The following is a 25,125-nucleotide window of genomic DNA, read 5'->3' as shown; positions in this document are numbered from 1 at the left end:
ATGAATAGCTTAAATAACACCAATCCAATTTATGAATATCTCAACGAAAGACGTAAACTTACTTTATGTATTCAAGGTTTTATTTGAAGAGAGGAACTTATCCAATGCAGCTAAACGCATGGCTCTTAGCCAACCTGCGCTTAGCCATAAGCTAAATAAGTTAAGGAATGAATTCGATGACGCGCTTTTCGTAAGGGCAGCTAGAGGCTTAACCATAACCCCATTAGCTGAACAAATTGCGCCGCTCGTATTGCAAGCCGTTCAATCTATCGAAGGCTTATATCATCAACTCGAATCTCAAAACTTTTTACTTAATGAAGATATTGTTCACATATATACGACAGACTTTATTGAACAACTGTTATTGCCTGATCTGCTAACGCGAATAGAAACGAAGGCACCAAACCTTAAGATAGTCTGCCACAATACCTTGGGCAAAGTGCCCAAAAAAGAGTTGGAAACAGGCGAATGTGATTTAGCTATTGCAGGCTTTTACAATGAGTTACCTGATACCTTTTATCAGCAAAAACTAAGAGACGAGTCTTTTGTTGTTTTAAGTAGCAGCGAAAAGCTTGCCCCAACAACGCAACTAGACCTAAACACTTTTTTAGACGCTAGGCATATCGTCACTACACTAACCGGAGATCTTGACGGAATAGTAGATAAAGCACTACGTAATCTAAACTTAACCAGAAATGTTGTTGCTGGCGTTTCAAGTTTTTTAACGCCCCCGCTTATTGCAAAAGATACAAACTGCATTTTAGTGTGCTTGGAGTCTATCGCAAAAATGTATGCTTTCACTTTTGACAGATTAACTATACATGAGTGTCCGATTGACTTACCAAAGGTAAACATTAGCCAAATATGGCATGGACGCACGCATCAGGACCCAATGAGAAGGTGGTTAAGAAATGAAATACACCAAGTCTTGTCTAATTGAATAGAGTGAAAATTTACTGCTTGCCTAGAAGCAATAAAAAATAAGCTTCGTTGCAGTAAGCGCTTGAAGGCTGCAATAAACTTCGCTCAACAACCCACTTTCTTTAATCACTTAACCAATTGATTTAAAGTCAATTTATACAATATTTAGTTAGTCCCCAACATAGTCACCAAAACACCACTAGTTGAAAACAGTTAAAAGGTTACTAAAATAAACCACATGAAGACAACGAGATTTATTTCAATTTTTGGGAGTTTTGAGATGACCACCACAAAGACAGGCAATGTACTAATTATTAATGCACACCAGTATTACCCTTTCTCGGAAGGCAAGCTAAACGCATCTTTCGTCGATAAAGCAGTAACGCTACTTGAAGCTAAAGGCTACAACACTCGCGTAGTGACAATGACTGAAGAACACAACGTTGAAGAACAGTTGGCCCATCATCAGTGGGCTGACATTGTCCTTCTACAGGCACCAATTAACTGGATGGGTGTGCCATGGTCTTTCAAGAAGTATATGGATGAAATTTACACTGCAGGTATGGGTGGAGCCCTATGTGCCGGCGATGGTCGCGTTGAAGAAGCGCCGAAGAAAAACTACGGCACAGGCGGTACCCTTACCGACGTTAAATATATGATGTCTTTAACCTTCAATGCTCCAGAAGAGTCATTTAACGACAGCGAAGAGTTTTTTGAAGGTAAATCTGTAGACGATTTACTGTTTCCAATGCATATGAACTTCAAGTTCTTTGGCATGAAGCCAATGGAAACTTTCGCTAGCTTTGACGTAATGAAAAACGCCGATGTAGAAAACGATTTCAAACGTTTTGAAGCCCACATCAACAAGCATTTTTAAGGATTTATCATGAGTACTGAATACACCAATAAGTTACATGCAGGTTCTGCTTTTCCAGATATTTCAGCAAAGCTGTTAAATGGCGACACTATAAAGTTAGCGACACCTGAGAACGGTCTTGATTGGAAAATGATAGTGGTTTACCGAGGGCAACATTGCCCACTTTGCACTCGATACCTCAATCAACTTGAGAGTGTTAGAGGTTATCTTGCCGAAACTGGCGTAGACCTTATTGCAGTGTCTGGCGACAGTAAAGCGCAGCTTGAAAGTCACCTTCCTAGGTTGGACATTAACTTTCCAATTGCGTACGGCTTAACGGTGGAGCAAATGGAAGAATTAGGCGTTTATATCTCTGATCCAAGGTCGCCTCAGGAAACTGATCACCCGTTTTCTGAACCCGCGCTGTTTGTTGTGAACAATGAAGGTAACGTGCACGTCGCTGATATTTCTAACAACCCATTTGTTAGACCTGAGTTAGAGACATTAGTAAGTGGTTTGGGCTGGATTCGTAACCCTGATAACAACTACCCTATTCGCGGTATGCACAAATAGGAGCTTCTATGAAAAAAGTGGCTAATTTCGTAGCAGCCCTTTTGGCAACGGGTGCTATGTTATCTGGGTGCGCTATGGCGAACGATGACAATACAGGACACGCTCATATTGTATCGCCAAAGCACTACACTCTTCTTTTAGAAAACGAAAACGTGCTCGTTTTAAAGATGACGCTTCAGCCCGGCGAGGAAGACACTTGGCACAAACACAATGCTGAAACCGTTTATTTTGAAGATGGCGGAAAAGCCATCATCAAAACAGCTGACAAAGCAATGACCTTGGAAATCCCTGATGGTTATGTCATGTGGCATGACGAATGGGAGCACCAAGTTAAAAATATTGGTGACTCAACGATTACTGCAATAATTGTGGAAGCTAAATAACCAAGCCTTCGATTATAGTAAGTGATAGGAACGCGTTTAAGGTTAGTGTCAGGGTTACTTGGCACTAACTTCATTATCTTGGCGCATACGCTTACTTATATTTGCCCTTTCCCACCAGCAGACCAATTTAGAAACAATCTTTATTTGATTTTTATAGCGTAAACATTATATTAACGCTCGTCGAAAATTCGACATTCAAAATCAGAAAGGGAAATATAATGAAAAAAATAATTGGACTAGCTGCTGCAAGCCTTATTCTTACCTCAGGTTGTGCCACCATTCTTACCGAAGAAACACACAAAATAAACGTTACAACAACTAGCGGTGAAACGACTACAGTTACTGTTGATGGCATGTCTCAAACAGTTCCTGGTGTAGTTACTGTTAAGAAAGAGAACAAAGATAAAGTGCTAGTTGCTGACGATGCAAAATGTACCGACGTTAACTTGAACAAAGAAGTCGAATCTGCGTTTTTCATCAACATTATTAGTGGCGGTGTATTCGGTTCGTCTACCGATTACGGCTCAGACAAAATGTGGAAATACCAAGATTCAGTAAGCGTACCTTGTAAATAAGATATGTTTACTCGAATTTTAAAAGGAAGCATTCTTGCTTCCTTTTTTTTGATTTTTTCAGCTAATTCCACGGCCAGTGACGTTACTCAAACTAGCTACTCAAAAGTTGATAGCGCAACGTTACAGCAAATAGCTAACGACCCGTTGTGGCACCTATTGTTACAACTAAAAAATGGGAAGCCAATTACTAACGACACCTCTATTTATATATTAGAGTCGTTCGTCAGCCCGTTGGCCGAAGCGCAAGCTACCATAGACCTTTTTCAGCGTAATACCCAAAACATTTGCAACTACCCTGCTCGTTTACGGCTGCTCAAGCGCTACATACCCGAGTTTGCATCTATTACACCTGTCGTGCACTGCGCAGAATATCGCAAATTTGTTGAAAGTGTTCCGGCCGATAGTATCAAACTAATTTATGCCTCAGAAAATGTTACATCTGCGAGCTCTATGATGGGGCATATTATGCTTCGTCTAGATGGAACTAACGATAAAGGCATTCCCGTTAAGCACGGTATTACGTTTTTTACAGAATTAGACTCTTTAAACGTCCCTCACATCATGTACGAAACATTGATGACAGGAAAAGAAGGCGTGTTTAAGGTTGCTCCTTACCAAGAATTTGAGCAGTTTTATCTCTATGAAGAGCAAAGAAATATTTGGCGATACACGCTAGATTTCAACAAAGAGCAGCGTCACTTTGTACAAGACTACATATGGGAATTGGGACAGCAGAGCCCCGCTTATTTTTTTCATATATTCAACTGTGCCACCGTTACTCAGTTGTTGGTAAATATTGCTCGTCCTGCTCATCTAAATCAGGTTGCAAGCTGGTTGACCCCTCTAGATGTTGTTAAGTTTGCACAAGCAAACTCTCTCGTTGCATCGACCCAATTCGTACCTTCTAATAAGTGGGAGATAACGACGTTAGAAGAAAATATCGGCAGTAAACGTGCGTCTGCCATATCTTCGCATTTAGCCCATGCTCAGTTAGATTCATTATCACTTTCGTTTGTTGAAACCAAATACGCACTGGCGCTTAATCAATACTTTAGGTCAGCTCAAACAATTTCAGAACAGAAATATCAAAAGAACTCCGGTGAAATTGCAGCGTTTGATGCTAAATATAACCACCTTTCTTTAGACGTGTCTGAGTTTCCTGTTCCTTCCACTCGCCAGCAAGAAGGTTATGTTGCTGCCGGCTTCACTCATCAAGACAGCCGTTCGTTCATGGCGTTTCGTGCCTTTCCTGTTGCAAGAAGGTTAGCCGACGACAACAGGAGCATGATTGGTGAAACCGAGCTTATCTTGGCCGACGTTGAGTTCAGAGTTGGTCTAGAACAAAACAACTTAGGTGATATCTATATGGACAAGGCCATGCTTTACAAAATGGTGTCGCGGGTACCTGTTACACAAAATATAAGCAACTGGTCATCATCATTTAACATTGGAATAAATCGCGTGTTAACTGGCGAGCTAAAACGCAAACTCATTGTTCAATCGGAGTTTGGGTTAGGCTTAACACGTGAAGTAATGCAAGGTTTAGGGGTGTATAGCGACATCATAGTAGGTGCAGGCGCTAACAAGGACGAAGCATTTGTGTACGCCAAACCCGTTATTGGGCTATATGCATATACAAAACTGAATAGTAAGTTGGCGATTAGCTTAAGTAGGACCTTCAACCAATATGGAAGTGATGAGCCAATCGATGCAGCATCACTTAGCTTGCACCAATATGGTTTCGAAAACATCGCGTTAGATTTTGAAGTGAATATACAGAAAGTTGCCGATGAATATGAATCTAGCGCAGCTTTTATGTTGGGTTATCGTTTTTAATTTACTCATAGTGGGATGTGTTGGGGTTACTTCATTTGGTGCTGCCTAACAATTGAAGTCCCCCACCAAACCAATTAAAGTCGCTCAGCACAAACCCTTCTCACTTCTTAAAAGGCTTTAATTAATGAATATCGAACGAATGGAAACCAAGCAGCGCATGAGTCGCATTGTGAAGCACAATGGCGTTATCTACTTATGCGGGCAAGTATGCGCAGATGCCACGCAAGATATTACCCACCAAACTCAAACCATGCTTGATAAAGTGGATAACTTACTTGTTCAAGCGGGAAGCGATAGAAAGCATATGCTTTCAGCGACCATCTACCTTAAGACCATGGATGATTTTGCGAAAATGAATGAGGTGTGGGACAACTGGGTACCAGAGGGTTACGCCCCAGCGCGAGCTTGTGTTACTGCCGATATGGCACGCGACGCTCTGCTCGTAGAAATCTCTGTTGTTGCTGCTGAGATTGCAGTCTAAGCATTAAAAGCAAGAACGGATTCTAAGGCTCTATGATTGATGATATACCGCAATTGCATAGAGCCCTTCCATGCTAAACTTATCCAAATTTTTCTCGCCGTCATATCTCTGAAATAAATATCCTATAGCGTATAAGGTTCTCTGAAAGTGCTGTCAAAAGCACTATCTCAAAATGCACATTGCTCCGATATGAGTTTTCATGAAGAAATTGAAACGCTATCAATACGAACGATATGCCATCCTCTGTCAACTCGCCTACCCCGATGCCGACGCGCAATACGAAAAAATACTCGACCCTTTTCATGAACGTCATCTTGTCGACAAGTATGGCAGAATGAGCGTAAGGATATTGTGGGTTGAGAACAAAAAAGAAGTCATCATCGTTTTTCGAGGTTCCTTAGGCTTCAAAGATTGGTTTGCTAACTTATTTTTCATCCCCTATAAGTTGCACCAATTAAATAGATGTTTCTTTGTCCACTGGGGGTTTGCCCGATTACTTGCGCAGCCAATGTATTCAAGTACAAAAACCTCTGATGACGCCTTACCACTCAGAGAACTACTCGTAAAAGTACTAGAGCCACTTCGCGCACAAGGCAAACGGTTTTCGTTCATCGGTCACTCATCCGGTGGTGCGGTCGCCGTGCTCATGGCCGATTATTTCGAAAGACGGTTCCCTAAGTCAGTAAAAAGAGTGGTTACCTTTGGGCAACCTGCTGTTGGCACCCGCTCTTGGTACAAGCATTACTTGTTACATCATCGAACGTATCGCATTTGCTGCGACCTAGACGTTATTACCTTTATGCCTCCCTTCCCTTTTTACTTCTGGCATGTGGGTAAAATGCTGTGGCTGCATGATGATAAAATTTATGAAAACACGCCTACTCACAGGCGATTTTTAATGTCTCTTAAAAGCTGGTTGTTGCGCCCTATTACCTACCACTACATGCGGAAATATATTCGCAATAAGTCGCTTTTTGACGAGCATTGAAAGCGATCATTTTTAGCCATTTGTGCGTAGTTTAAAACAGTTTACTACACACATTTCCACCTATACTGCTTTGTTGGCAGGAGAAAGAATATATGGCTTCAATAAAGATCGAGCGAGCGAAAGCGGCACTCAAAAACGCATTCATCGGCGACGCACTCGCAATGCCGGTACACTGGTTTTACAACCCTGCTGATATCTATAAAGCCTTTCCACTAGGTATCGAACAATTTGAAGATGCTCCTACGTTCCACCCTTCTTCAATAATGTCGCTGCATTCCACACAACAAGGTGGTCGTGCAAACAAAGCATCAGCTAGCCAAAAAGAAATTGTGGGTGAGGTCATTCTAAAAGGAAAAAGACAGTACTGGGGTAAAGACAATGTGCATTACCATCAGGGAATGAAAGCTGGTGAAAATACGCTTAATGCCCACTGTGCGCACATCGTCCTAGCATGTGCTCTTAAGGGCTATGATTCAGATGAATTTTTAAACCAATACATCAGCTTTATGCGCGCCGATGCTCCTAAACACCCTGACACATACGCCGAGTCTTATCACAGAGGTTTTTTCGCAAATCTTGAGCAAGGCATTCCCGCAGAAAAATGTGGAGCGGTTACCCACGATACAGCTTCGATAGGGGCTTTTGTATCAGTAACACCTTTAGCGATAGTAGAAGCAGCTAAAAATAACGCGTTTAGCGATATCAAACACCTGTGCCGTGAACATTTGTATCTAACTCATCCCGATGAGTCGTTAGCTTCAGTCTGTGATCACTATGTAGAGCTGATATACAAATTGGTTCACCGCCAAGATGAATCACCCAAAGACATTTTAGATGAAATTGCGCGTAACTCAGCAGGGTTGAACTTGCCGTCCCTTACGGCAAAAAACAAAAGCGATATTGAAGTTGTAGGGCGCATGTATTCGCCAGCGTGTTATATCTCAGACGCCTGGCCCGCCGTTTTGTATTTCGCATACCGCTACGCAGATAATCCGAAAAAAGCACTGATGGCAAACACTAACGTGGGCGGTGACAACGTGCATCGCGGTTTTGTTTTAGGGGCCATACTAGGTTTAATGCACGGGGTCGAGATAACTTCATGGTTTAGCGAGTTAACCGACGCGAAAAAGCTAAATTCGCTGATCGATTCGCTCGCCGAGGAATAATTAGGATATAAAAGTATTGTAGTTTAAGGCTGTGTACTTTCAGGGCGAAGCGAATGTCTAACTGAGCGCATTGTAAGCTACTAATTAATGATGTTCGCTTTACCCTAATTAACTTTGTGATAAAACCTTACAGCCTAACCATTTGACCAGTTTTCGCAGCGTCAAATATAGCGTTTACAATTTTTATATCAGCAAGCCCTTCACTACCAGGTACCATTGGCTGTCGCCCAGTTAATATGGCTAGGGCGTCGTTATCCATTTGAAGTGTTTGCTGCATGCCGTCAACAGGTGGCAGTGTTTTCCCATCAGATGTTGTACCCGTAACACCGTTGTAGCTCTGCATAGGTTTTAATTGATACCAACCGTCTTCACAGTCTGCTTTAAAATGATTCAACCCTTTTACTACGCTAGTGCCGCAATCCGCCACCAGCCCGTTACCAAAGTCCATAGTGAATAAGGTAGTTTCATCAACTTCAGTAAACTTGTTTGGGAAACGTTGTGGAGGATGGCTGCCGATAACAGACAAGGGCTCTCGCCCCGTTAAAAAGCGCGCACTGTTTATTGCATAAACGCCCATGTCATAAAGAGCACCGCCTCCCATATGCTTTTTCATACGCCAGTTGTCAGCTGGTCTACCCTGCCCCGCATAACCGGCGAAGCTCGACACGGCAGTTATATCTCCGTAGGGTTTCGTTTCGAGGTATTGATGAAAAGTGCGGGTATTAGGTTCGTGCTGCATGCGATAACCAATAGACAGGGTCACATTATTTTTACTACAGGCATTGATGATGGCCTGGCACTCCTCACTATCCATGGCCATTGGCTTTTCACACCACACGTGTTTCCCCGTATTTGCGGCTTGCACTGCGAAGTTTTTATGCGTACCTGTGGGGGTAACGACATAGATAACGTCGATATCGTCGTTATTGGCTATTTCAGCCATAGAGCCGTATGTATATACGTTGGCGTCTTTAATGCCGTACTTTCTTTGCCACTTGGGAATTTTTTCCTCGCTACCCGTGATGATGCCTCGCAGCTCGCAATGCTTGGTGTGCTGTAGCGCTGGCGCTAATAAATTTGTGCTGTAATTGCCTAAACCAAGCAAGGCTATGCCTAGTTTCTTCTTAGGTGTCTGAGCGAGTAAATAAGGGCTGTGGGCAACGAGTAATCCTGAACCCGCTATTTGAAGGAAGTGACGACGAGTAATACGAGGCATTAGCCCTCTCCATTAGACAATAATCCATGTATGCTTTTAATAGTGCTTTACTTGTCTATACAGATCACCCATCTATTGCCAAAGAAGATAAGAAGACTAGGGTTTGAAGGAATTGAACTTTAAACATGAAATTTTCGTAATATTTATACTCTTTCTTCTTCAAGATTGACGAAAAAATCGCGCAAATTTCGCTTCTCACCCAAGGCTAAGACATGGATAACGCTGGCTCTACTAACGAACAACAACGAAAGAATTTAACTGGTGCGTACCCTAAAATAGCCAAGCAAACTAAGTTGCTGAACACCCTGGTGATCTTCGCCTTTATTTACACCATGTATTTAGCGAAATCACTTCTAATTCCACTGTTCTTTTCAGCTTTTATAGCCTTACTACTCAGCCCACTTGTCGCCATTGCTAGAAAGGTATATGTGCCACGGACAATTTCGGCTGGCGCTCTAATTGTACTGTTGGTAGCACCCTTTACTTTGTTATCAGTACAGCTCGCTGAGCCTGCTGAACGTTGGCTACACTCCCTTCCTAAAATAGCCGCCGAAATAACGGAAGAGATAGAAGAAATTAGTAGCAGTATTGACGCCTTTACTACCCCTCCACCTCCTCCCGAGGCCGAGCCCGAAAGAAAAGAGTCTTCGATTTTTGATTGGTTTGGCGACAAGGATGAACCCGATATTCCGGAGACTCAGTCTGATAAAACAAATTCAGTGACCGACAAAATTAAGCAAACCGGTATTGATATGGGTTTAACGCTTTTTAGTAGCGCGCCTTTTTTACTAGCGCAAATGCTGGGCTGTGTAGTATTAATCTTTTTCTTGTTAGTTTTTGGTCCTAACCTGTTTCACGTTTTCATAAGAGACTTCCCCGTGGTTACGGATAAGAGGCGAGCATTAGTGTTAGTCGATCAAATTCAACGAGAACTCTCTTCATACATAGTAACGATTAGTATTATAAATACTTGTTTAGGGCTGGCTACTGCAGGCGCATTTCATTACTTTGGTATCGAAGATGCCTTATTGTGGGGGGCACTGGTCGCTTTAATGAACTTCGTACCCTATTTAGGTGGCATTGCAAGCTGCGTTGTACTTCTTGTTGTAGGGCTCGTTCAGTTTGGGCTTACAAGTAGTGTATTTTTACCCGCGGGGGTCTTTCTTATTTTAAATATCACCGAGTCTCAGTTGATCACACCGGCTGTTTTAGGACGAAGTATGCAGCTTAATCCACTCATTATTATAATTTGGATAGCAATAACAGGTTGGTTGTGGGGCGTAATTGGTGTGTTGCTTGCTGTACCTATCTTAATGTGTGTGAAAATAATACTGGCAAACTTAGGGGTGTTTAACCACTGGATAAGGCTTATTGAGTCGAAGTAACACCTTCTTATCTTGCTAAAAATACGACTTCCGTTGCAATGAAAATATGGAAAGATTTAATAAATGAGTTTTATTTAAGGTGTTTCTACATAAGGAATGAAGCGACCTAATACAATAACGCTCAACCAAAGCGCTAGGGATAACCAGGCCACTACCGCTGCTTCTTTGCCTATCGTTGGTGGCTGGTGAGTCTTATGTAGTTGCGGTTTTACTCTTTTTACAAAGTAAATCGTATTAACACCGGCTAGCCCAATAGCCAGCATCTTAAGCCCGAAAGCAAGGTTAACTAGGTATCGTCCAGGGTCGCCTACTACAAATAAAACACCCGAAATCAAATTAATAGCGAAACCGATAAGGGCAAAACGGAGAAACAACTCAACATTGTTTAGCGGAATTTTTTTGGCAACACCTACAAGCCTTAAATCGACGACAAGTAAAGCCCCAAAAAGCATGCTTAAACCTAAAAAATGTGCCATTTCTAATATTGGAAATACTGCGGCATTGTCCATAACGAAATGATTAAGCTGGCTTGATTGTAATGTATCGATCACTGTGGATAGAAAAGTATTCATTTTTACGCCCCTAACCTGTGTAGCCAATCAAGCGGCCAGCAATAATAGCAAACACCCAACAAAGCAGTGCGACGACAGCCAGCGTTTTATGCCTTTTATCGTTTTCGCTTGGTGATGACATCGCTTTTTTGACCATCAACTTAGTAAAAGTAAGTCCCAAAATGACCATTACAATTTTTACTCGAAAAGCTAAGTTGAAATAAAGTTCGGAAGCGTTACCGAAAAACAAAGCTGACCCCGATAGAAAATTAATCACGAAACCAATCAAGCCTATCGACCAATAGGGAGTAAAAGATGAGAGCGGTATCGTTGATGCAAACCCTAAGACACGAGCACATAACATCAATGAAACGCCCACCATAATCGCCATACCAATAGCATGCAGCGACAGGATAATGGGATAGCCCCATTGCGTGCTTGATACCGTTGTTCCAATTTTTGTCTCTTCTAACCAATACAAAAGAGGTTTTACCGATTGACCTGCTCCAACTTTTTCTGAGGCGCGTGTTACACCTACCCCACCTAAACTGTCTGACCCTCGTTCAGCGGTTAGATCTTCACATTCGTAGTCTATGTATTTGTCATTGGTGAAGGTTACCTGATCTTGCCCTTCCATTGGTGACGCTAAATATAGTGGGTCTGTTATCGTATATTTTCTGGTTAAAACAGTGCCATCTTCACTTAGCGTAAAGCGCTCTACTATAGTCATTTGTGTACTGTTCTTAGCTGGAGAAGGTGGGCCTGGTCTTCCCTCTGGGCCATTTCTGCCAGCACCAGATGCACCTTGTGCACTATCAGGTCTAGGTGGACGTTTTTGTCGATCTCCTCCTTCTCCCGGTGGCGGTCCTCCAGGATTCCCCCCAAGAGGCGCCATGATCCACCCTTCATCAAACCCTGTGGTTGTCACAACTAATTCATCGCCTTCCCAATGTCCAGTAGAAAAACCGGCACGATTAGGCTGGTAGTCTTTTGGAATAGTAGTGCCATCTAAGTAAATCGTACGCTTTAAGTTCATGAAGCCGTAAGTCAACGTGATTCGTTCATCTGTTTGATCAATACGATTGACCATCATATCGAACCACCAGTCCATTATGATGTTAGTTGGCTCACATTGATATCGAGGATTGTCAGCAGATGTAGCGCCTTCAACCGCTTTTTCTCCAGCAGACGTTAACACAACTCTGCCTCCTCCCCCACCTGGAGGGCCACCGCCCGCGCGAACCATAGCCCAGTTTCCGGCAATATTTAGTGAACCATCTTCGCGAAGACGCTCACGCGAACTCAATTCTACGTCCTGCTCTGGAGAGGTGGTATCAACATGGCCGTCCTCATCATGGTGATCACCCTCATCATGATGGTCTTCCTCGTCATGCTCTTCAGCGTGATAGTCTTTGGAAGGCTCGTCTTCTAAAGCCCCTTCACTTGCTACAAGTACATTCCCTTGTTCATCAAACTCGCTATTTCGTGATGCAACAACGCCATTTTCAAACGTAATTTCTTTCATGTAACAAGTAGTAGGATCGGTTCTGTCTGGTGAACCCTTGATGGAAATGAAGCTACCCGTTTTAAAGAGCGACTGAGTCCAGCCTCTTCGCTTTAACAAAGAACCAGACTGTAATTCGCAACGTTTGTTCGTAACCTTACCGGTTTCATCAATTGAGTCGAAATACACGTAAGCATGTGGGTTAACAAGACGAACCCTAGTGATGTTACCGCTAAACTCGACCGTTGCATTGGTATCGAATTGTCCGCTACTTCCGTGATGAGCATAGGCTGAAAATGAAAATAACAGAGCTATGAGTACGCAAAGGCATGATAGATTGCGAGTTCTTTTTTCTTTAAAGAAGCATGTTGGTAGTGTCATTGTTGATTCAATTAGCGAGGGGTTGGAAGGTTACACAAAGTGCGAAGAAAACGTGTGTAAATAATAGATTAAGACTTCTTCTGTCGCTATAAGTCGAATGTAAAGAGCGATTAAATTTTACGCGGCTTTTTTGAAAAAGCCGCGGTTTAGTTACGACTATGCGAGGATAAGGTGATTGGCTAAAAGTGTTCGCTGTATTGTTTATTATTACTAAGTGTATTTATTCCGCTATCTGCTTTGATTAGAGAATGTTCAAAAACTCTACCAATGCTGTAACTTCTTCTTCCGTTAAGTTAAGCGGTTGAATAAGTGGTGTTGTTTCGGGGAAAAAAGGGTCGCTGGCTTTACTTCCTCTAGCCTTCGGTCTAAAACCACCTGCATTATATTGCATAATCATAGGGCGAAATTGCGTGAACAATCCATTGTGCATCCAAGGTCCTGTGTTGGAAACACCCAGTAAGGAAGGTGTTCTGAATTTACCAATGTCTTTAGCATCTTGTGTGAACTCACTTCTTCCTAAGTCCTCAAAGCGTCTGCCATATAGATGAAACCCTGTTACGTGAAACTCGTTATCACTAAGTAGCGCGCCTTCGTGGCAGGTCATGCATTGCGCTTTAGTTCTGAAAAGATGTAACCCTTGAAGCTCGGAGTCAGATAGCATGCTTTGCGCTTTCTCTGGCGACGTTTCAGCAAAAGTAATGAATTGCTGGTACTTACTGTTTGGTGGTGGAATAGTTCTTTCAAATGCCACTAACGCCATTGCAAGCATAGGCGATGTTATATCTTCTCTTCCATATGCGTTTTTGAACAAACTGGGGTAAACCTCAGATTCATTTAACCGCTTTAGTGCGTCCGCAATAGGTAAATCCATTTCTATTGGGTTTTCAATAGGCTTTAGTGCTTGCTCAGTGGCGCTCTGGGCACGCCCATCCCAAAAAAAGCTTTCCCAGTGATCAATACCAAAAATAGGTGGCGTATTCCGTCTTCCCACTTGTTCTCTAACTCCAGTAGCACTTCGCTTGCCATCTTGAAAGTCACGTTCGCTTAAATGGCAACTTGCACAACTAACACTGTTATCACGAGATAACAGCGGGTCGTTGAATAACATTTTTCCCAATGCAATCTGCTGGGCGGTCGCCAAAGGCGCTTTGGGGTTTAATGGAGCTAGGGCAGCAGCAGGCTGGCCGTCAGCGGTTTCTGCTGTTGGCCAACTTTTTATCGGCTTTGCGTACATGTGCCTTAAGTTGTCATTGGCGAACGTCGAAAACGCCAAAAGAGCACAAACAATTAGTGGGATAACCCTTAATGCCATTGATAACCTACTTCAAACCAAATTGAACGACCTGTTTCGATACCTGATTCACCCGGCGCCACCGAATAGGTTCTCGAATCAAGAAGATTCTGGACATCTAATCTAAATCGAAGCGCATGGTCTCCAATTACCTCAGGCATCCAGGTAGCAGATGCATTAACTAAGAAGCGGCTTGGAACATTAACCAGCTGATACACTGGAACATTGAGCACCTCTTCACCGTCACAAATTGAGCAAACACGCAAAAGCTGTCCGCTAGACTGTACATCATCAGTAGCAACATAATCATCAAACGATTGGCGATAGGAACCTGTTAAGCTGGTGGTAAAGGTATCCGTCCATCCTGTCGTCCACCCTAAGTTAAACGCCAAAGGCTGTGAAAATTCAGTTTCAGCAAGACTTAAATTGTTGAGCGTCGTTTCTACATAGGTATAGCCGGTCTCTTCATCTCCGCTACGCAGAAAGATAAGCTCATCGATAGGCGCTACATCTATGTCTTCTTCGTCGAAGCTGACTTCTTCACTTATTTGGTAGGTGGTATTAAACCAGAAACTACTGGTATTAAATTGCCATGCCCACGAAAGCGAAATACGGTCGTTCTGACCTTTACCATTATTAGTTTGAGTACGGTAATAGTAGCCGTCTTCTGGGTTATAAACGGGGTCACCGCTAACGGAAATCTGATCGCGACGCCAACGTTTCACATACTCAATGGCATAGTTCCCCCAATCGGTAGCCTGTTTCCAGCCAAGTACAATCTCGTCGTTATAAGGCGTGTCTAAGTTATCAAAACGGTAACGATAGTCGCTGCCACCAGATAACGGCGACCAACCTTGAAGTTCACCATTTAAGGAAATACTTCGGCGCTCCAGCTGATAGGGCAACTGAGCTTCTCGTACTGCATATGAAAGCAAGTTGGTATCGTAGTAGCGGTTTGCACCAAAGGTAATAAGTTTATCCCCGTCGCCAAACAGTCGGTAACCACCACTAATTCGAGGAGCAATATTTAAGTTCTGAAGAAAATCATCGTAGTCAGCACGCAGCGCAGCATTTAGTGTTACATCGCCCAAATCCATACTGTCGGTAACGTGAAATGAAACATTTTGCACATTTACATCTATGTATTCTTCTGGGTAAACGCTTCGCAACGCGAAGTACTGGGGAGACGCAGTGACAATATTTGAATACGCCAATACGTGGTCAGGGTTTGTAAAATCTAAAGGCTCACCAAGCTGTACCTCTAAATCTTCTATGCTCATTGATGTTGTTAGCGCTACGCAATCAAACACCGCGCCGTTACAGTTTAAGTTGCTCACCCCTGTAATCGGCGAGTTATACACATAGGTATCGTAATATCGCTGACGCTCAAGCGATTCATTATTGTACTGAAAACCAGCTTTTATACTGTGTTCAATATCCAACCAATTAAACTCATTAAACCTGACTAAATTATCAAAAAAGATAGTTTGTTGCGTTTTATCTAAATCTCCGTAGCCGCCTTGATTAGACGTTGCTGTTTCTTGGGTTGGGTCGCCTATCCCCCACTCTCTTCCAATAGCTTTAGCCCATGGATAATAATGTGGGTTTGCAGAGCGCGTATTGTAACTTTCTGCGAAGCTAAGCTTTGATTCAAGGGCAAATTTGTCAAAACCATGCTCTACTTTAATGCTACTGCTGAAGCCGCCGCCCTCTATTTCAAAGTCGCTATCAATAGCATTAGCTATAATATCGTTACTTGTATACGGCGAATAGTTAGCCGTAAGCGTGAGTTTGTCTACCCACAGGTTTCGTTGGGTCAGTTTAACAAGTACGTTCGCATTCTCACGTTCGGTGGCAACCGGTTGGTTTAAACTTAGCTTTGATATTTCACTGGTTGTGTAATTTGCCGACACCAGCAAGTGGTAGTATTCGTTAAGTGCTTTGGCAAAATTAACGTTTAATATCTGCTTTTCGAAAGCGGGCTCATCAGGTGCCTCTTCATTACCCTCGGTCACATCTTCCGCTAAAAAGGTTTTATAGCTGTTCCAATCGCTTCGAGACGTGCGGTAGTTAAAACCAAACTCGGTTTCTTTGTAGCTTTCGCGGGTTTCCACATCTACCACTCCGCCACTAAAACTGCCGTACTGAGCCGGCACATTGTTCGTGTAAACCGTAATATTATCTATAATTTGCTGATTAATATTAAAGGTTTGGGTTGTACCCTCTACATCATTTATAAGCGTTGTATTTGAACGATAAGAGCTTGGATCTTGACGGCTATTGAAATTCATACCATCAAGAAAGAACCCGGTCTGCCATGCTTCAGCGCCCATTATTGAAACGCGTTGCGCCTTAATTTCACCTTGCTCTGATGCGTCGTATTGCTCGCCGCCCAACACCACGCCCGGCAATAAACCGAGTAACTCGGTAAAATCACCGCCCGTACGTGGCGTATACTCGATAAAGTTTCTATCAAGCGTAAAGCGGCCTTCTACTTCTGGCACTTGTAGGCCGATAAAACGGCCTTCAACTAAAATACGCTCTACTTTTTTAGCGTGTTCTTTTTCTTCCACACACGCCAAACGTTCAGCATCGGTCATCCTGTTCAATGCGTCTTCAGAAATGCAAACATCACTCTTAGGAGCAACTACATCTTGCTGCTGTTGGGCATTAGCAAACGGTGCGCTTGCTAAAAACGACAACAGCAGCCCGCTAGGGGCTGCATATTTCATAGGAAGTTACCTTGTGCTTAATCTTGATCTAAAGGGTTAAGATCGTTGGGATCTTCAATGCCATCGTTATCAGCGTCGTTATCTGTACTAAGTCCAGACTGCGAGATAGCGTCATCACTTGCATTTAATAAAAAGAAGTTTGGAAGACCATCGTTGTCTGTATCTACGTTAGCTATTGTCGATGCCGGGAAGTCATCTTGTGTCGCCATTGTTTCTGCTATAACAGCAAATAAGGCTTCGCTATCTGCGGTGGTGTAAATCTCGTTAATCGCCAACGACTGGGCGTCTTCGTAATTGCCTAACCATGCAAATTGCTCAATGAACGACTCGTAGAAATCGACGTTTTCACTGTCTGCGAATTCAGATGTGGCTGCCAGCAAACTTTCTAATAAAGAAGCACCCGTGGCTTTTATACTACCTATAGCCTGGGCGTACTCTTCATTTGTTCCAGCATGCTTTTTAGTGGCAAGTAACAGGTGGTCGATGTTTAAGAATGCGTTGCTGTCGTCAGGTTCGAAAACCGCCTCAAGTTCACCAAGAATATCGTCTACCGCATCAACTTTGTCTTCAATTGTGGCAGCGTTAGCTACCGCTTCTACCGCTTGGTCTGCGATAGTAGAAAATAGAGATGCCGCTGTTTCAAGCTCGCCTACCGACGCGAAAGTATTGGCAATATAGATTCGGTATTCGAATAAACTATCAATATCTTCGCCACCTTCGGCTAGGGCTTCCACGTTTGCTTGTGCGGTATTCATAGCACTTTGCATACCTTCATCGTCACCCAAGGTACGATAAATTAACGCAGCATTGATATACGCATTCATTTTTTGCGATTCAGAGGCTTGACTGTCTTCACCAAAATACGTATCCACAATATTCAAACACGTATTGTAAAGAGAGTTTCGCGTTTCACTATCACCGCCAAATTCAGCGTAAAGCTCGACGAAACGGCTACAGCCATAGTTTTCTACTAATTTGTCTACATTAAAACCAACATCATCAAAATAGGCTTGTGTAGACAGCACGTCGATAGCCGCTGTGGTTACTTGCTGAGCTTCAGCATTCAGGCCCGCATAGTGTAAAAACCATGCTGCTCGCTTATCCAAAAAGCCAGAATTATCCTGCTCTACTAACGCTTCAACCACGTATTCGGTGTCACTGTAGGTTTCAGTAAAGGTATAAGTAAGCGCATCAATAAGTGGGGCAATGTCTTCGCCGTTAAATGCGGCACTTACAATGCTGTAAGCATAGTGATCGCGATAGGCTCTTTTAGTGTCAGAGTCTGTAGATCCTTCTTCCTCTTCAACTAACATTAAGGGTAAATTACCAATAGTAGTCTCGGTAGAGTTTGCTGCAACATAGTCTGGATACAGTGCAGCAAAAGGACCAGCGAGGAAACCAAGACCGGTAGGGTAACGACGCAAGGTTTCTTCTGCGTAATCGGCCACATCAACAAGGTAGTCTTCGTCGTAATCAGCGGTAACATACATGGATATGGCTTGTGCTAATAATGTTTTTGCCCTATCAGTAAGTGCTACTTGCTGATTATCATCACCAATCAAGCTAGCTGCATAGGCATAACGCGTTGCCTCGACTAAAAGGTAGGTTCGATTGGTAAAATAGTTGTTCCCACCTACTTCGTTAAAACTTGTGGTCTCTGCAATATGCGTAGCATAATCTATTGCGGTAATAACCGATTCGTAGTTTATATCAGACTGCTCTTCAGCATAGGCTTCTATACGGCTTGCTAACAAATCAGTGGCTAAAACACCGAACCTGCCGTGTGCTGTGGTGCGCTCTTGTGTCAAATCTGACAATTCATCGGCGTAGGCTTGGGTTATGTTTAGCACAACCTTTGCAGAGTCAAAATCATCCGCCGCTATATAATCTTCTACAAGCTCACGATAGAAGTTGGCGTCGCTCGAGCCTAGGTTGTCTAAACCAAGCTCAGCAATATACGCATTTTGCTGAATTACGGCTTCGGTTCTGAAGGTTTTTGCAGTGTCGCTATTACCGATCCTTTCCAGTTCGTTTGCACTTAAGCGCAACGCTTCTGCTTTACCTGGGCGGGTGATAATTTTTTCGTTGATTGTTTGCAAACTCAAGTCTGCGAAGCCTGCTAGCGCGTAGCCAACGGCAATATTGATGTAGCTATCTTCTGCCACTTCTGCGTCAGTAATAACAACTACATCGTCAGCACTATCGCTTTCAACCAAGCTTTCAGCGTTTGCAATGTGTGAGTGAGAGGAAGCGTAATAATAAGTCAGTTTGTCTTCGTTACTGACATACGAGGCGCCTAAATCGATAGTGCCTAATACTGGCTCACCGATGCTATCTGACACACTCACCACAAAGCTATCGTCAACCGTAGCAAGTTCATTCGCGATGAAAGTAAACGCTCCAGTGGCACTATCAATCTCAACTACACCTTGTTCAGGTTGGGTATTAACAGTAAATGTTAATGCATCGCCATCAACATCTGTGGCGTTGATAACGCCCGTAGTTTCACCATTACTACCAACAACAAGCGATGAGGTTTGGATAACAGGTAAATCGTTTACATTGGTAACAGTAAAAGTAAGCGATGCAGTTACTGACTCGATACTGTCAGATACGATAATACTTGCGGTGTCTTCACCAAAAAAGTCGGCACTTGGTGTGTAAACAAAACTACCGTCTTGGCTTACCGTTAAGCTTCCGTTGGTAGGGCTTGATCCAACTGAATAGCCTAGCGTGTCACCGTCTGAGTCGGACGCCACAACAGTTCCCGTTACGGCATTATCTTCAAGCGTAGTTATGGATAGACTAGCTTGGCTTAAGCTAGGTGCGCTATTGCCCCCACTTCCGCCACCGCATGCAGATAGTGCTAAAACAGACGTAGCCACATACGCCAATTTTCCATTAACTCTTCGTTTATTTTCTTTGTTTTGAACGAACTTAAGTGCCATATATGCCAACTCCAAGCAAAAAGGGAGCGCATACTAATAAATAATACGAATGATATCAATTATCATTTATGTAAAGTTCAAATCTTTACATTTCTTTATTGAAGAATTAAAAGCGGGAAACGAGGATTGTTCTTCGGCTGCCAAGGAATTGATATAGACATGATGTTATTAACCCCCATTTTTTTTAGCAGTGATGGGGTTGCCGTCCACCCTCTTGCCTTTTGTTCAACGGCTGCTTTGACTAACTCTTTCGATAAACCAATGGTAAGCAGTGCATGGTCGGTAGAAATTCGTTCAAAAAAACGCTTTTCTCGGGCTACAGATCTTCGTGTAATGTCGTTGTAGTATTGTCGAAGTTCTTGCCATTTTTTGCTTTTCTCTTCGCCTTCTAAATGGCTTACCATGGCATCGATATCGCTATCCCGCCAATACGCAGAAGCCGCATCCCCGTGCCAACCCAATATTGCGTTTTCACCAAGCCATTTGTTTTTGCCCGCAGTGAACACGTAATTTGCGCATGAAGAAAAACAGAACGTACTCACCTTAATATCTAAGTTGTGTTTAAGAATAAACTCGCCTAAGTCCATACCTAAATCTACATTGCCACCACCACTGGTAATCGCCAGCAACGATGGCTTCTCTTTGGCTTTTTCATACAGCTCAAAAGCTCGCTCGTTATTTTGTTGGGAAATTGGCCCTTCATACACAAGTTCTTTGTTTTTAATCGATACACCTGCGACAGCTTCATAAGAAAAAAGGCCAACCGCAACAAGTACGCAAAGCTTTAGAAAACGAGTTAAAAACATAAAAGATGCCTTGAGGAAAAAACGGGAGTATAGCGAAATTCAATGCTTGATGATGAAACTTTACATTACGCTCCTTTTAATTTTTCCAAGCACTGCTTATTGGTTTCAAAGAGATAAAAATTTGTCCCCAAAATGTATTTCGGAAGTGACTCCTAAAGCAATCCTTAGCACTTCAATACATATTCTTACTGAGCGTCTTGGTATCGACAACGAAATACAGAACCTAACTTTTATTAACAAAGAGAAGCAATCAATAAGCCCTATACCGAGACAGAATCTCGCACTACAACTTTCCGCCATAAACCCGAGCACTGCTCAACAAACTGTTTATGAATTGGATGAGATTGGTATTCATTTTGGGCCTCGACGCTTTCAAAAAACATGAGCTCAGAAACATCAAAGGAATTATCAATAACATCGCGCTTTAAAGTATTGGCAGGTACACCGATATGAAGGGAATGAATTTGCGGTATAGCTTTTAGAGATTCTAAGCCAGCTATCAACTTCGCTCTATCTTCATTAGAGTCGGGATTGTTAAGCCAAAAATAAACCATATGAAGTATGGGGGGAAGCATACTACTTTTCATGCTTGAATACTTAGCAGAGGCTGAAGGTATAGAACTTGGAGAACTGGCACTAGCAGGTAATGCAGCAAAAGAAGCCAGTGCGCCGGCACTCGTTACAAACTTTCTACGTTTTATATCCGTCATCTTTGATGCTCCATGGTTAAGCGCTTTATCGAAGGTCTACCTACCATCGCACTATGACGAAAACGAAGCAACTATAGCCAGCTATTATTTAAAACAGCCAGCTATCGTCTAAACTGCAGCAGCTATGACACCGCTTTTGGTACATTAAGCGCTTCCCGGGCGTCATTGGTCAGTTTCACTAACGCTTTCCTTACATCCGTCGAAGACGCGCATAGCTCCTCGAAGGGGATAAACCAAGTCTGTTTTTCTGTACCGCAATGCATGCCTTCTGGAAATACACTGTGCATTATCGGCGCTTCAACGTTAACGCCTATTTTGTGCTGCAAGATAAGCTGCATCGCGTCCTGATGGTCTTCATTCATATGGGTAATCATGCCCTCTGGTGCGCTATGCCAGTCTTGGGCTTCAACGCGCCAATAGTTTTTATCAACCCAATGGATTTTTCCGAACCCACCAATAAAACGGACTCGCTCAGTACGAATAACGTAAAAATTGAAGTCGTGAGTTTGCTCGTATTTTTTAGCTTGTGGGAATAAACGAAGATACTGCGCTTTCACGTCATCTTGGTTCGCTAGCTCCGCACTCCCCATAATAGTCACGCGACCATTCGCCTGAGAGTCATCTTCACTAGCATCGAAAATGGTTAAGCTAACCTTGTCGTTCGCTTTAATATTGCGCGTATGCAGAGCGATATCGCTGATGTAAATAACTGCGTCACCGGCAGACGTTAAATAATAAGGTACAACCGAACCAAAAGGGTAGCCGGGCATTGATGTTGAATGCGTTCCCAATACACCGCTGTGATGGGTGCGGCTTAGCTGTTTTGCTTGAAATGCAATATATTGCATACTCATGGTTAACTCCGTTCTTGTTTATCGGTTTTCGCTATATTTTCGCTATAGTTAATGTGTGACGAAAACTTGTTTTTGTTCGTTTTTAATTAGGTTTAACTGGGTGTGATAGCACCGAGATAGCATATCGGTAGTGAGCACTTGCGTTGGTGCTCCGTCGGCTAAGCAACGCTTTTCACCCAGTAAAATAAGTCTGTTGCAGTAAGGCGAAATTAAATTCAGATCGTGACTTACGCAAATAATGCAAAGCCCTTTTTCTCGTAACGCGACCAGTTGCTGCATGACCAGTTTCTGGTGACGTAAATCCAGCGCTGAGGTGGGTTCATCTAACAGCAAAAGCTTGCCTTCCAACGTCTCATTCTGATCACTTGGCAATATTTGAAGAACTGCCTTGGCTAAAAAAACCCTTTGCCTTTCTCCGCCAGATAAGGTTTGAATATTTCGAGTAAGTAAGTGCGTAATGTCGAACTGCTCGGCTACAAGATTAATCAGACGACTTTTGTGTTCTAGCGATTCAATATGCTGATACCGCGCCAAATGAAGTAGCTCGTCGGCGATAAATCCAAATGGCGTTGCAGCGCTTTGTGCCATCACTGCACGCTGCTTTGCTAACTGGTTTGCGCTTAGCGAGCTAATCTCTTGCCCGTCAAGGGTTAGCGTTCCACCAGATGGCGTTTCTACACCACTGAGCATACTTAGAAGCGTAGATTTGCCACATCCGTTTTCACCCGCTATCGCTGTAAATTCGCCAGTGTTAAATGACAACGATATTTGCTCTAGCAAGCGCTTTTTACCTCTGGCAATGACAACATTTTTTAATGTAAGCAACTCAGTGTTTAACCGTTTATCGTTATCGCTTTGCTCTAAGCTTTCAATTTTCATAGCAGCTACACCCCACCACTAAATATACGGCGTTGTTGCCACAGTAAGTAAAGGAAAAATGGCGCCCCTACTGCTGATGTAACAATACCAATAGGTATTTCCATAGGCACAAATAAGGTACGAGCCAATGTATCGGCAACCATTAATAGCAACGCGCCCATTAGTGCGCAGGCAGGTATTAGCACCCGGTGGTTTACACCAAAAATTGCCCTGCACATGTGGGGCACCACCAAACCTACAAAGCCAATAATGCCGCACAGCGCCGTCGCTAGTGCCACAGAGAACGCCACCAGCCATAAAACCCAGTGTTTGTATCGGGTAACATTAAGCCCCATATAGGCCGCCTCTTTTTCACCAAGCGCAAGTAAATTAAGCGCATTACGTGACTTCATAAGACCAGTAAAAGCAACAAGCCCAGCTAGCGCAATAAGACCACAAAGCGTCCAGCTTGCTCCGGCAAGGCTACCCATGGTCCAGTAGCTTATTTGGCGAAGTGCATCATCGCTTGCTACATAACTAATAGCCCCTATCACAGTTCCGGTTAAGGCGTTAATGGCAACCCCTGCCAAAATAAGCGCGGCTACTGAAACGCCTTGCGGCCCATTTGAAAACCGAAGCACTGTCCATACAGAAAGTAGTGCACCACCAAAGGCCCACATGGCTACCCATATAGACTCAAGCGCAGGGATGAGGGGAGGTACTATGGTCATACTAAGAGCTGCGGCTGCGGCTGCGCCACCTGCAATACCAATTAAACCAGGGTCGGCAAGAGGATTACGCACTAGCCCCTGCATTGCACAGCCAGATACGGCTAGAAGCGCGCCAATCAGCATTGTCATGATCACCCTCGGCAGCCTTATTTCAGACAACACATACCAATGGGTGCTATTTGCCGCGGTATTTCCGCCGCTAATGAAGTATCTAAGTTGCTGTTCAATATCAATTGGTAAACTGCCGCGGGTTAACCCCACATAAGCACAGAGCAACAGCAATACAACCAATATTCCTATGCCAATACGTTTTCGCTGCGCGCGGGCATTAATAAGCTGAAGTACCACAGACATAGACGCACTATCGCCTGGCTTATCAGCTAGGTTATCACTGTGCTTAGCTGCCGAAGATAACTGCATTATTGACTCGTACTACTGTTAGCCGCGTTTTGCGCTTGCTTAATTTCAATAGCTTTTTCTGCATACTCTGCAACATGCTGAAGCGCTACATCAAAGCGCGGAGAAAGGCCCAAACTTATGCTGCTATCCATGGCTTCAACCAGGCAATGGATACCAGCAAAGGTGGCTGCCAACGCATGGTGCGTACAAAGGGCGTCCTTCGCGCTTTTCCCACGTAGCATGTGCCCAGCGGCAATCACAATATCAGGATTTTGCATCAGCACAGACTCTGCGCTCATCACTTTGTAACCTTCCACTGCTGCACCTATATTAACGATACCCAGCGTATCGAATAGCGCTTGGGGCACAGTATTTTTACCCGCAACCGTTATTCCTCTGTCATTGTTCGCCACCACAAAGAGTGCTTTAATTGGCGTATTGAACGCTAAGGTTTTATCTGCGAACCGCGCTTTTTGTTGCTCTACCTTCTTTTCAATATCGTGAACAAGGGTAATGGCGTTATCACTTGCCGATAGTTTTTCGCCAATATCCAGTACTAGGCGCTTAAGGCCACTTAAGTTTTTGTCTACGTTAAAGGTAGTAACCTCTACGCCAGCATGGGCTATTTGTTCAAGCGCAACACTTGGGCCTGTCGCCTCAGCTCCTAGCAGCATTGTGGGCTGTTGGGCCAATACTCCTTCAGTGCTGAGCTGTCGAAAGTACCCAAGCTTAGTTAAACTTGCCGCTTCTTTTGGGTACATACTGGTACTGTCAGTAGCAATTACCCAATCGCCTCGTCCTAACGCGAAAACAATTTCGGTGATACTGCCGCCAGCGGTAACAATTCTAGGAGATGTAGTTTGCGGTTCAACTAAAGGGGCGCTAAACGCCCCTCCCGCAAACAAACTCCACCCCGCCATCACAGTACACATCGCTTTTACGGCAATAGATGAAAGTGAAAGAGCCTTTTGCAACATTGT

General features: G+C 43.5%; 23 protein-coding genes. 11 read left to right on the top strand and 12 right to left on the bottom strand.

Features of this window, described 5'->3' with window-relative positions:
* Window positions 1-31 precede the first annotated feature (31 nt).
* From ACXACS_RS05980 to ACXACS_RS05940, 9 genes are all read left to right on the top strand, one after another.
* Window positions 32-940: a LysR family transcriptional regulator gene (locus ACXACS_RS05980; RefSeq protein WP_474805114.1), complete on the top strand. Its 909-nt coding sequence runs from the start codon at window positions 32-34 to the stop codon at window positions 938-940.
* A 261-nt stretch (window positions 941-1,201) separates the two neighbouring features.
* On the top strand, window positions 1,202-1,798 hold the full coding sequence (locus ACXACS_RS05975) for an NAD(P)H-dependent oxidoreductase (RefSeq protein ID WP_474805112.1): 597 nt from the start codon (window positions 1,202-1,204) through the stop codon (window positions 1,796-1,798).
* A gap of 9 nt (window positions 1,799-1,807) precedes the next feature.
* Window positions 1,808-2,350: a redoxin domain-containing protein gene (locus ACXACS_RS05970; protein ID WP_156086904.1), complete on the top strand. Its 543-nt coding sequence runs from the start codon at window positions 1,808-1,810 to the stop codon at window positions 2,348-2,350.
* A gap of 8 nt (window positions 2,351-2,358) precedes the next feature.
* Complete coding sequence (locus tag ACXACS_RS05965; protein WP_156086905.1) at window positions 2,359-2,733, top strand: cupin domain-containing protein; 375 nt, start codon at window positions 2,359-2,361, stop codon at window positions 2,731-2,733.
* A gap of 218 nt (window positions 2,734-2,951) precedes the next feature.
* Window positions 2,952-3,308: a hypothetical protein gene (locus ACXACS_RS05960; RefSeq protein WP_039223413.1), complete on the top strand. Its 357-nt coding sequence runs from the start codon at window positions 2,952-2,954 to the stop codon at window positions 3,306-3,308.
* Between the two features lie 3 nt (window positions 3,309-3,311).
* Window positions 3,312-5,144 carry a lipoprotein N-acyltransferase Lnb domain-containing protein gene (locus ACXACS_RS05955; protein WP_474805109.1) on the top strand — a complete coding sequence of 611 codons (1,833 nt, stop codon included), beginning with the start codon at window positions 3,312-3,314 and terminating at the stop codon, window positions 5,142-5,144.
* A 124-nt stretch (window positions 5,145-5,268) separates the two neighbouring features.
* Window positions 5,269-5,625, top strand: coding sequence for a RidA family protein (locus tag ACXACS_RS05950; RefSeq protein ID WP_474805107.1), 357 nt, complete (start codon window positions 5,269-5,271; stop codon window positions 5,623-5,625).
* A 199-nt stretch (window positions 5,626-5,824) separates the two neighbouring features.
* Window positions 5,825-6,613: a lipase family protein gene (locus ACXACS_RS05945; RefSeq protein WP_474805105.1), complete on the top strand. Its 789-nt coding sequence runs from the start codon at window positions 5,825-5,827 to the stop codon at window positions 6,611-6,613.
* Between the two features lie 92 nt (window positions 6,614-6,705).
* Complete coding sequence (locus tag ACXACS_RS05940; protein ID WP_474805103.1) at window positions 6,706-7,779, top strand: ADP-ribosylglycohydrolase family protein; 1,074 nt, start codon at window positions 6,706-6,708, stop codon at window positions 7,777-7,779.
* A 127-nt stretch (window positions 7,780-7,906) separates the two neighbouring features.
* Here ACXACS_RS05940 and ACXACS_RS05935 read toward each other — a convergent pair whose 3' ends face one another.
* Window positions 7,907-8,995, bottom strand: coding sequence for a Gfo/Idh/MocA family protein (locus ACXACS_RS05935; RefSeq protein WP_474805102.1), 1,089 nt, complete (start codon window positions 8,993-8,995; stop codon window positions 7,907-7,909).
* Between the two features lie 212 nt (window positions 8,996-9,207).
* Between ACXACS_RS05935 and ACXACS_RS05930 the strand changes: the two genes are divergently transcribed.
* The gene (locus ACXACS_RS05930) at window positions 9,208-10,380 is read left to right on the top strand and encodes an AI-2E family transporter (RefSeq protein WP_474805100.1); all 1,173 of its coding nucleotides are present in this window, start codon (window positions 9,208-9,210) and stop codon (window positions 10,378-10,380) included.
* Between the two features lie 74 nt (window positions 10,381-10,454).
* On the opposite strand, the gene ACXACS_RS05925 is transcribed toward ACXACS_RS05930, so the two are convergent.
* The 7 genes from ACXACS_RS05925 to ACXACS_RS05895 form a co-directional block, all read right to left on the bottom strand.
* Window positions 10,455-10,952: a DUF6644 family protein gene (locus ACXACS_RS05925; RefSeq protein WP_474805098.1), complete on the bottom strand. Its 498-nt coding sequence runs from the start codon at window positions 10,950-10,952 to the stop codon at window positions 10,455-10,457.
* 10 nt (window positions 10,953-10,962) lie between these two features.
* The gene (locus tag ACXACS_RS05920) at window positions 10,963-12,816 is read right to left on the bottom strand and encodes a DUF6152 family protein (RefSeq protein WP_474805096.1); all 1,854 of its coding nucleotides are present in this window, start codon (window positions 12,814-12,816) and stop codon (window positions 10,963-10,965) included.
* Between the two features lie 241 nt (window positions 12,817-13,057).
* Complete coding sequence (locus tag ACXACS_RS05915; RefSeq protein ID WP_474805094.1) at window positions 13,058-14,128, bottom strand: cytochrome-c peroxidase; 1,071 nt, start codon at window positions 14,126-14,128, stop codon at window positions 13,058-13,060.
* On the bottom strand, window positions 14,119-16,839 hold the full coding sequence (locus tag ACXACS_RS05910) for a TonB-dependent receptor plug domain-containing protein (protein WP_474805092.1): 2,721 nt from the start codon (window positions 16,837-16,839) through the stop codon (window positions 14,119-14,121). The genes ACXACS_RS05915 and ACXACS_RS05910 overlap by 10 nt, the downstream gene beginning before the upstream one ends.
* A 17-nt stretch (window positions 16,840-16,856) precedes the next feature.
* Window positions 16,857-19,787: a cadherin-like domain-containing protein gene (locus ACXACS_RS05905; RefSeq protein ID WP_474805089.1), complete on the bottom strand. Its 2,931-nt coding sequence runs from the start codon at window positions 19,785-19,787 to the stop codon at window positions 16,857-16,859.
* A gap of 95 nt (window positions 19,788-19,882) precedes the next feature.
* Window positions 19,883-20,593, bottom strand: a complete 711-nt coding sequence (locus tag ACXACS_RS05900) for a hypothetical protein (RefSeq protein WP_474805087.1) — start codon at window positions 20,591-20,593, stop codon at window positions 19,883-19,885.
* 260 nt (window positions 20,594-20,853) lie between these two features.
* Window positions 20,854-21,210: a Dabb family protein gene (locus ACXACS_RS05895; RefSeq protein WP_474809213.1), complete on the bottom strand. Its 357-nt coding sequence runs from the start codon at window positions 21,208-21,210 to the stop codon at window positions 20,854-20,856.
* Between ACXACS_RS05895 and ACXACS_RS05890 the strand changes: the two genes are divergently transcribed.
* Complete coding sequence (locus ACXACS_RS05890) at window positions 21,179-21,415, top strand: hypothetical protein (RefSeq protein WP_474809344.1); 237 nt, start codon at window positions 21,179-21,181, stop codon at window positions 21,413-21,415. The genes ACXACS_RS05895 and ACXACS_RS05890 overlap by 32 nt on opposite strands.
* Window positions 21,416-21,425: 10 nt before the next feature.
* Here the strand turns inward: ACXACS_RS05890 and ACXACS_RS05885 are convergent, their stop codons facing one another.
* Genes ACXACS_RS05885 through ACXACS_RS05870 form a run of 4 tightly spaced genes read right to left on the bottom strand, consistent with a single transcriptional unit; the run spans window position 21,426 to window position 25,122 of the window.
* Entirely contained in the window at window positions 21,426-22,157 is a 732-nt protein-coding gene (locus ACXACS_RS05885) for a HugZ family pyridoxamine 5'-phosphate oxidase (protein ID WP_474805085.1), read from the bottom strand.
* Between the two features lie 48 nt (window positions 22,158-22,205).
* The gene (locus ACXACS_RS05880; protein WP_474805083.1) at window positions 22,206-23,036 is read right to left on the bottom strand and encodes an ABC transporter ATP-binding protein; all 831 of its coding nucleotides are present in this window, start codon (window positions 23,034-23,036) and stop codon (window positions 22,206-22,208) included.
* A 5-nt stretch (window positions 23,037-23,041) separates the two neighbouring features.
* Entirely contained in the window at window positions 23,042-24,166 is a 1,125-nt protein-coding gene (locus tag ACXACS_RS05875; protein WP_474805081.1) for a FecCD family ABC transporter permease, read from the bottom strand.
* Window positions 24,166-25,122 (bottom strand): heme/hemin ABC transporter substrate-binding protein, encoded by a 957-nt coding sequence (locus ACXACS_RS05870; protein WP_474805079.1) that lies wholly within the window; start codon window positions 25,120-25,122, stop codon window positions 24,166-24,168. The genes ACXACS_RS05875 and ACXACS_RS05870 overlap by 1 nt, the downstream gene beginning before the upstream one ends.
* Window positions 25,123-25,125: the final 3 nt, after the last annotated feature.

The organism is Alteromonas sp. AWM4_230 (genome assembly GCF_056158305.1).
The sequence above is the reverse complement of the archived record's forward strand: the minus strand, read 5'-3'. Positions and strand labels throughout refer to the sequence as shown.

Excerpts from the sequence above, each read along its gene's own strand:
- ACXACS_RS05980 (WP_474805114.1), top strand. The coding sequence starts at position 32 with ATGAATATCTCAACGAAAGACGTAAACTTACTTTATGTATTCAAGGTT.
- ACXACS_RS05975 (WP_474805112.1), top strand. The coding sequence starts at position 1,202 with ATGACCACCACAAAGACAGGCAATGTACTAATTATTAATGCACACCAG.
- ACXACS_RS05970 (WP_156086904.1), top strand. The coding sequence starts at position 1,808 with ATGAGTACTGAATACACCAATAAGTTACATGCAGGTTCTGCTTTTCCA.
- ACXACS_RS05965 (WP_156086905.1), top strand. The coding sequence starts at position 2,359 with ATGAAAAAAGTGGCTAATTTCGTAGCAGCCCTTTTGGCAACGGGTGCT.
- ACXACS_RS05960 (WP_039223413.1), top strand. The coding sequence starts at position 2,952 with ATGAAAAAAATAATTGGACTAGCTGCTGCAAGCCTTATTCTTACCTCA.
- ACXACS_RS05955 (WP_474805109.1), top strand. The coding sequence starts at position 3,312 with ATGTTTACTCGAATTTTAAAAGGAAGCATTCTTGCTTCCTTTTTTTTG.
- ACXACS_RS05950 (WP_474805107.1), top strand. The coding sequence starts at position 5,269 with ATGAATATCGAACGAATGGAAACCAAGCAGCGCATGAGTCGCATTGTG.
- ACXACS_RS05945 (WP_474805105.1), top strand. The coding sequence starts at position 5,825 with ATGAAGAAATTGAAACGCTATCAATACGAACGATATGCCATCCTCTGT.
- ACXACS_RS05940 (WP_474805103.1), top strand. The coding sequence starts at position 6,706 with ATGGCTTCAATAAAGATCGAGCGAGCGAAAGCGGCACTCAAAAACGCA.
- ACXACS_RS05935 (WP_474805102.1), bottom strand. The coding sequence starts at position 8,995 with ATGCCTCGTATTACTCGTCGTCACTTCCTTCAAATAGCGGGTTCAGGA.
- ACXACS_RS05930 (WP_474805100.1), top strand. The coding sequence starts at position 9,208 with ATGGATAACGCTGGCTCTACTAACGAACAACAACGAAAGAATTTAACT.
- ACXACS_RS05925 (WP_474805098.1), bottom strand. The coding sequence starts at position 10,952 with ATGAATACTTTTCTATCCACAGTGATCGATACATTACAATCAAGCCAG.
- ACXACS_RS05920 (WP_474805096.1), bottom strand. The coding sequence starts at position 12,816 with ATGACACTACCAACATGCTTCTTTAAAGAAAAAAGAACTCGCAATCTA.
- ACXACS_RS05915 (WP_474805094.1), bottom strand. The coding sequence starts at position 14,128 with ATGGCATTAAGGGTTATCCCACTAATTGTTTGTGCTCTTTTGGCGTTT.
- ACXACS_RS05910 (WP_474805092.1), bottom strand. The coding sequence starts at position 16,839 with ATGAAATATGCAGCCCCTAGCGGGCTGCTGTTGTCGTTTTTAGCAAGC.
- ACXACS_RS05905 (WP_474805089.1), bottom strand. The coding sequence starts at position 19,787 with ATGGCACTTAAGTTCGTTCAAAACAAAGAAAATAAACGAAGAGTTAAT.
- ACXACS_RS05900 (WP_474805087.1), bottom strand. The coding sequence starts at position 20,593 with ATGTTTTTAACTCGTTTTCTAAAGCTTTGCGTACTTGTTGCGGTTGGC.
- ACXACS_RS05890 (WP_474809344.1), top strand. The coding sequence starts at position 21,179 with ATGCTTGAATACTTAGCAGAGGCTGAAGGTATAGAACTTGGAGAACTG.
- ACXACS_RS05885 (WP_474805085.1), bottom strand. The coding sequence starts at position 22,157 with ATGAGTATGCAATATATTGCATTTCAAGCAAAACAGCTAAGCCGCACC.
- ACXACS_RS05880 (WP_474805083.1), bottom strand. The coding sequence starts at position 23,036 with ATGAAAATTGAAAGCTTAGAGCAAAGCGATAACGATAAACGGTTAAAC.
- ACXACS_RS05875 (WP_474805081.1), bottom strand. The coding sequence starts at position 24,166 with ATGCAGTTATCTTCGGCAGCTAAGCACAGTGATAACCTAGCTGATAAG.
- ACXACS_RS05870 (WP_474805079.1), bottom strand. The coding sequence starts at position 25,122 with ATGTTGCAAAAGGCTCTTTCACTTTCATCTATTGCCGTAAAAGCGATG.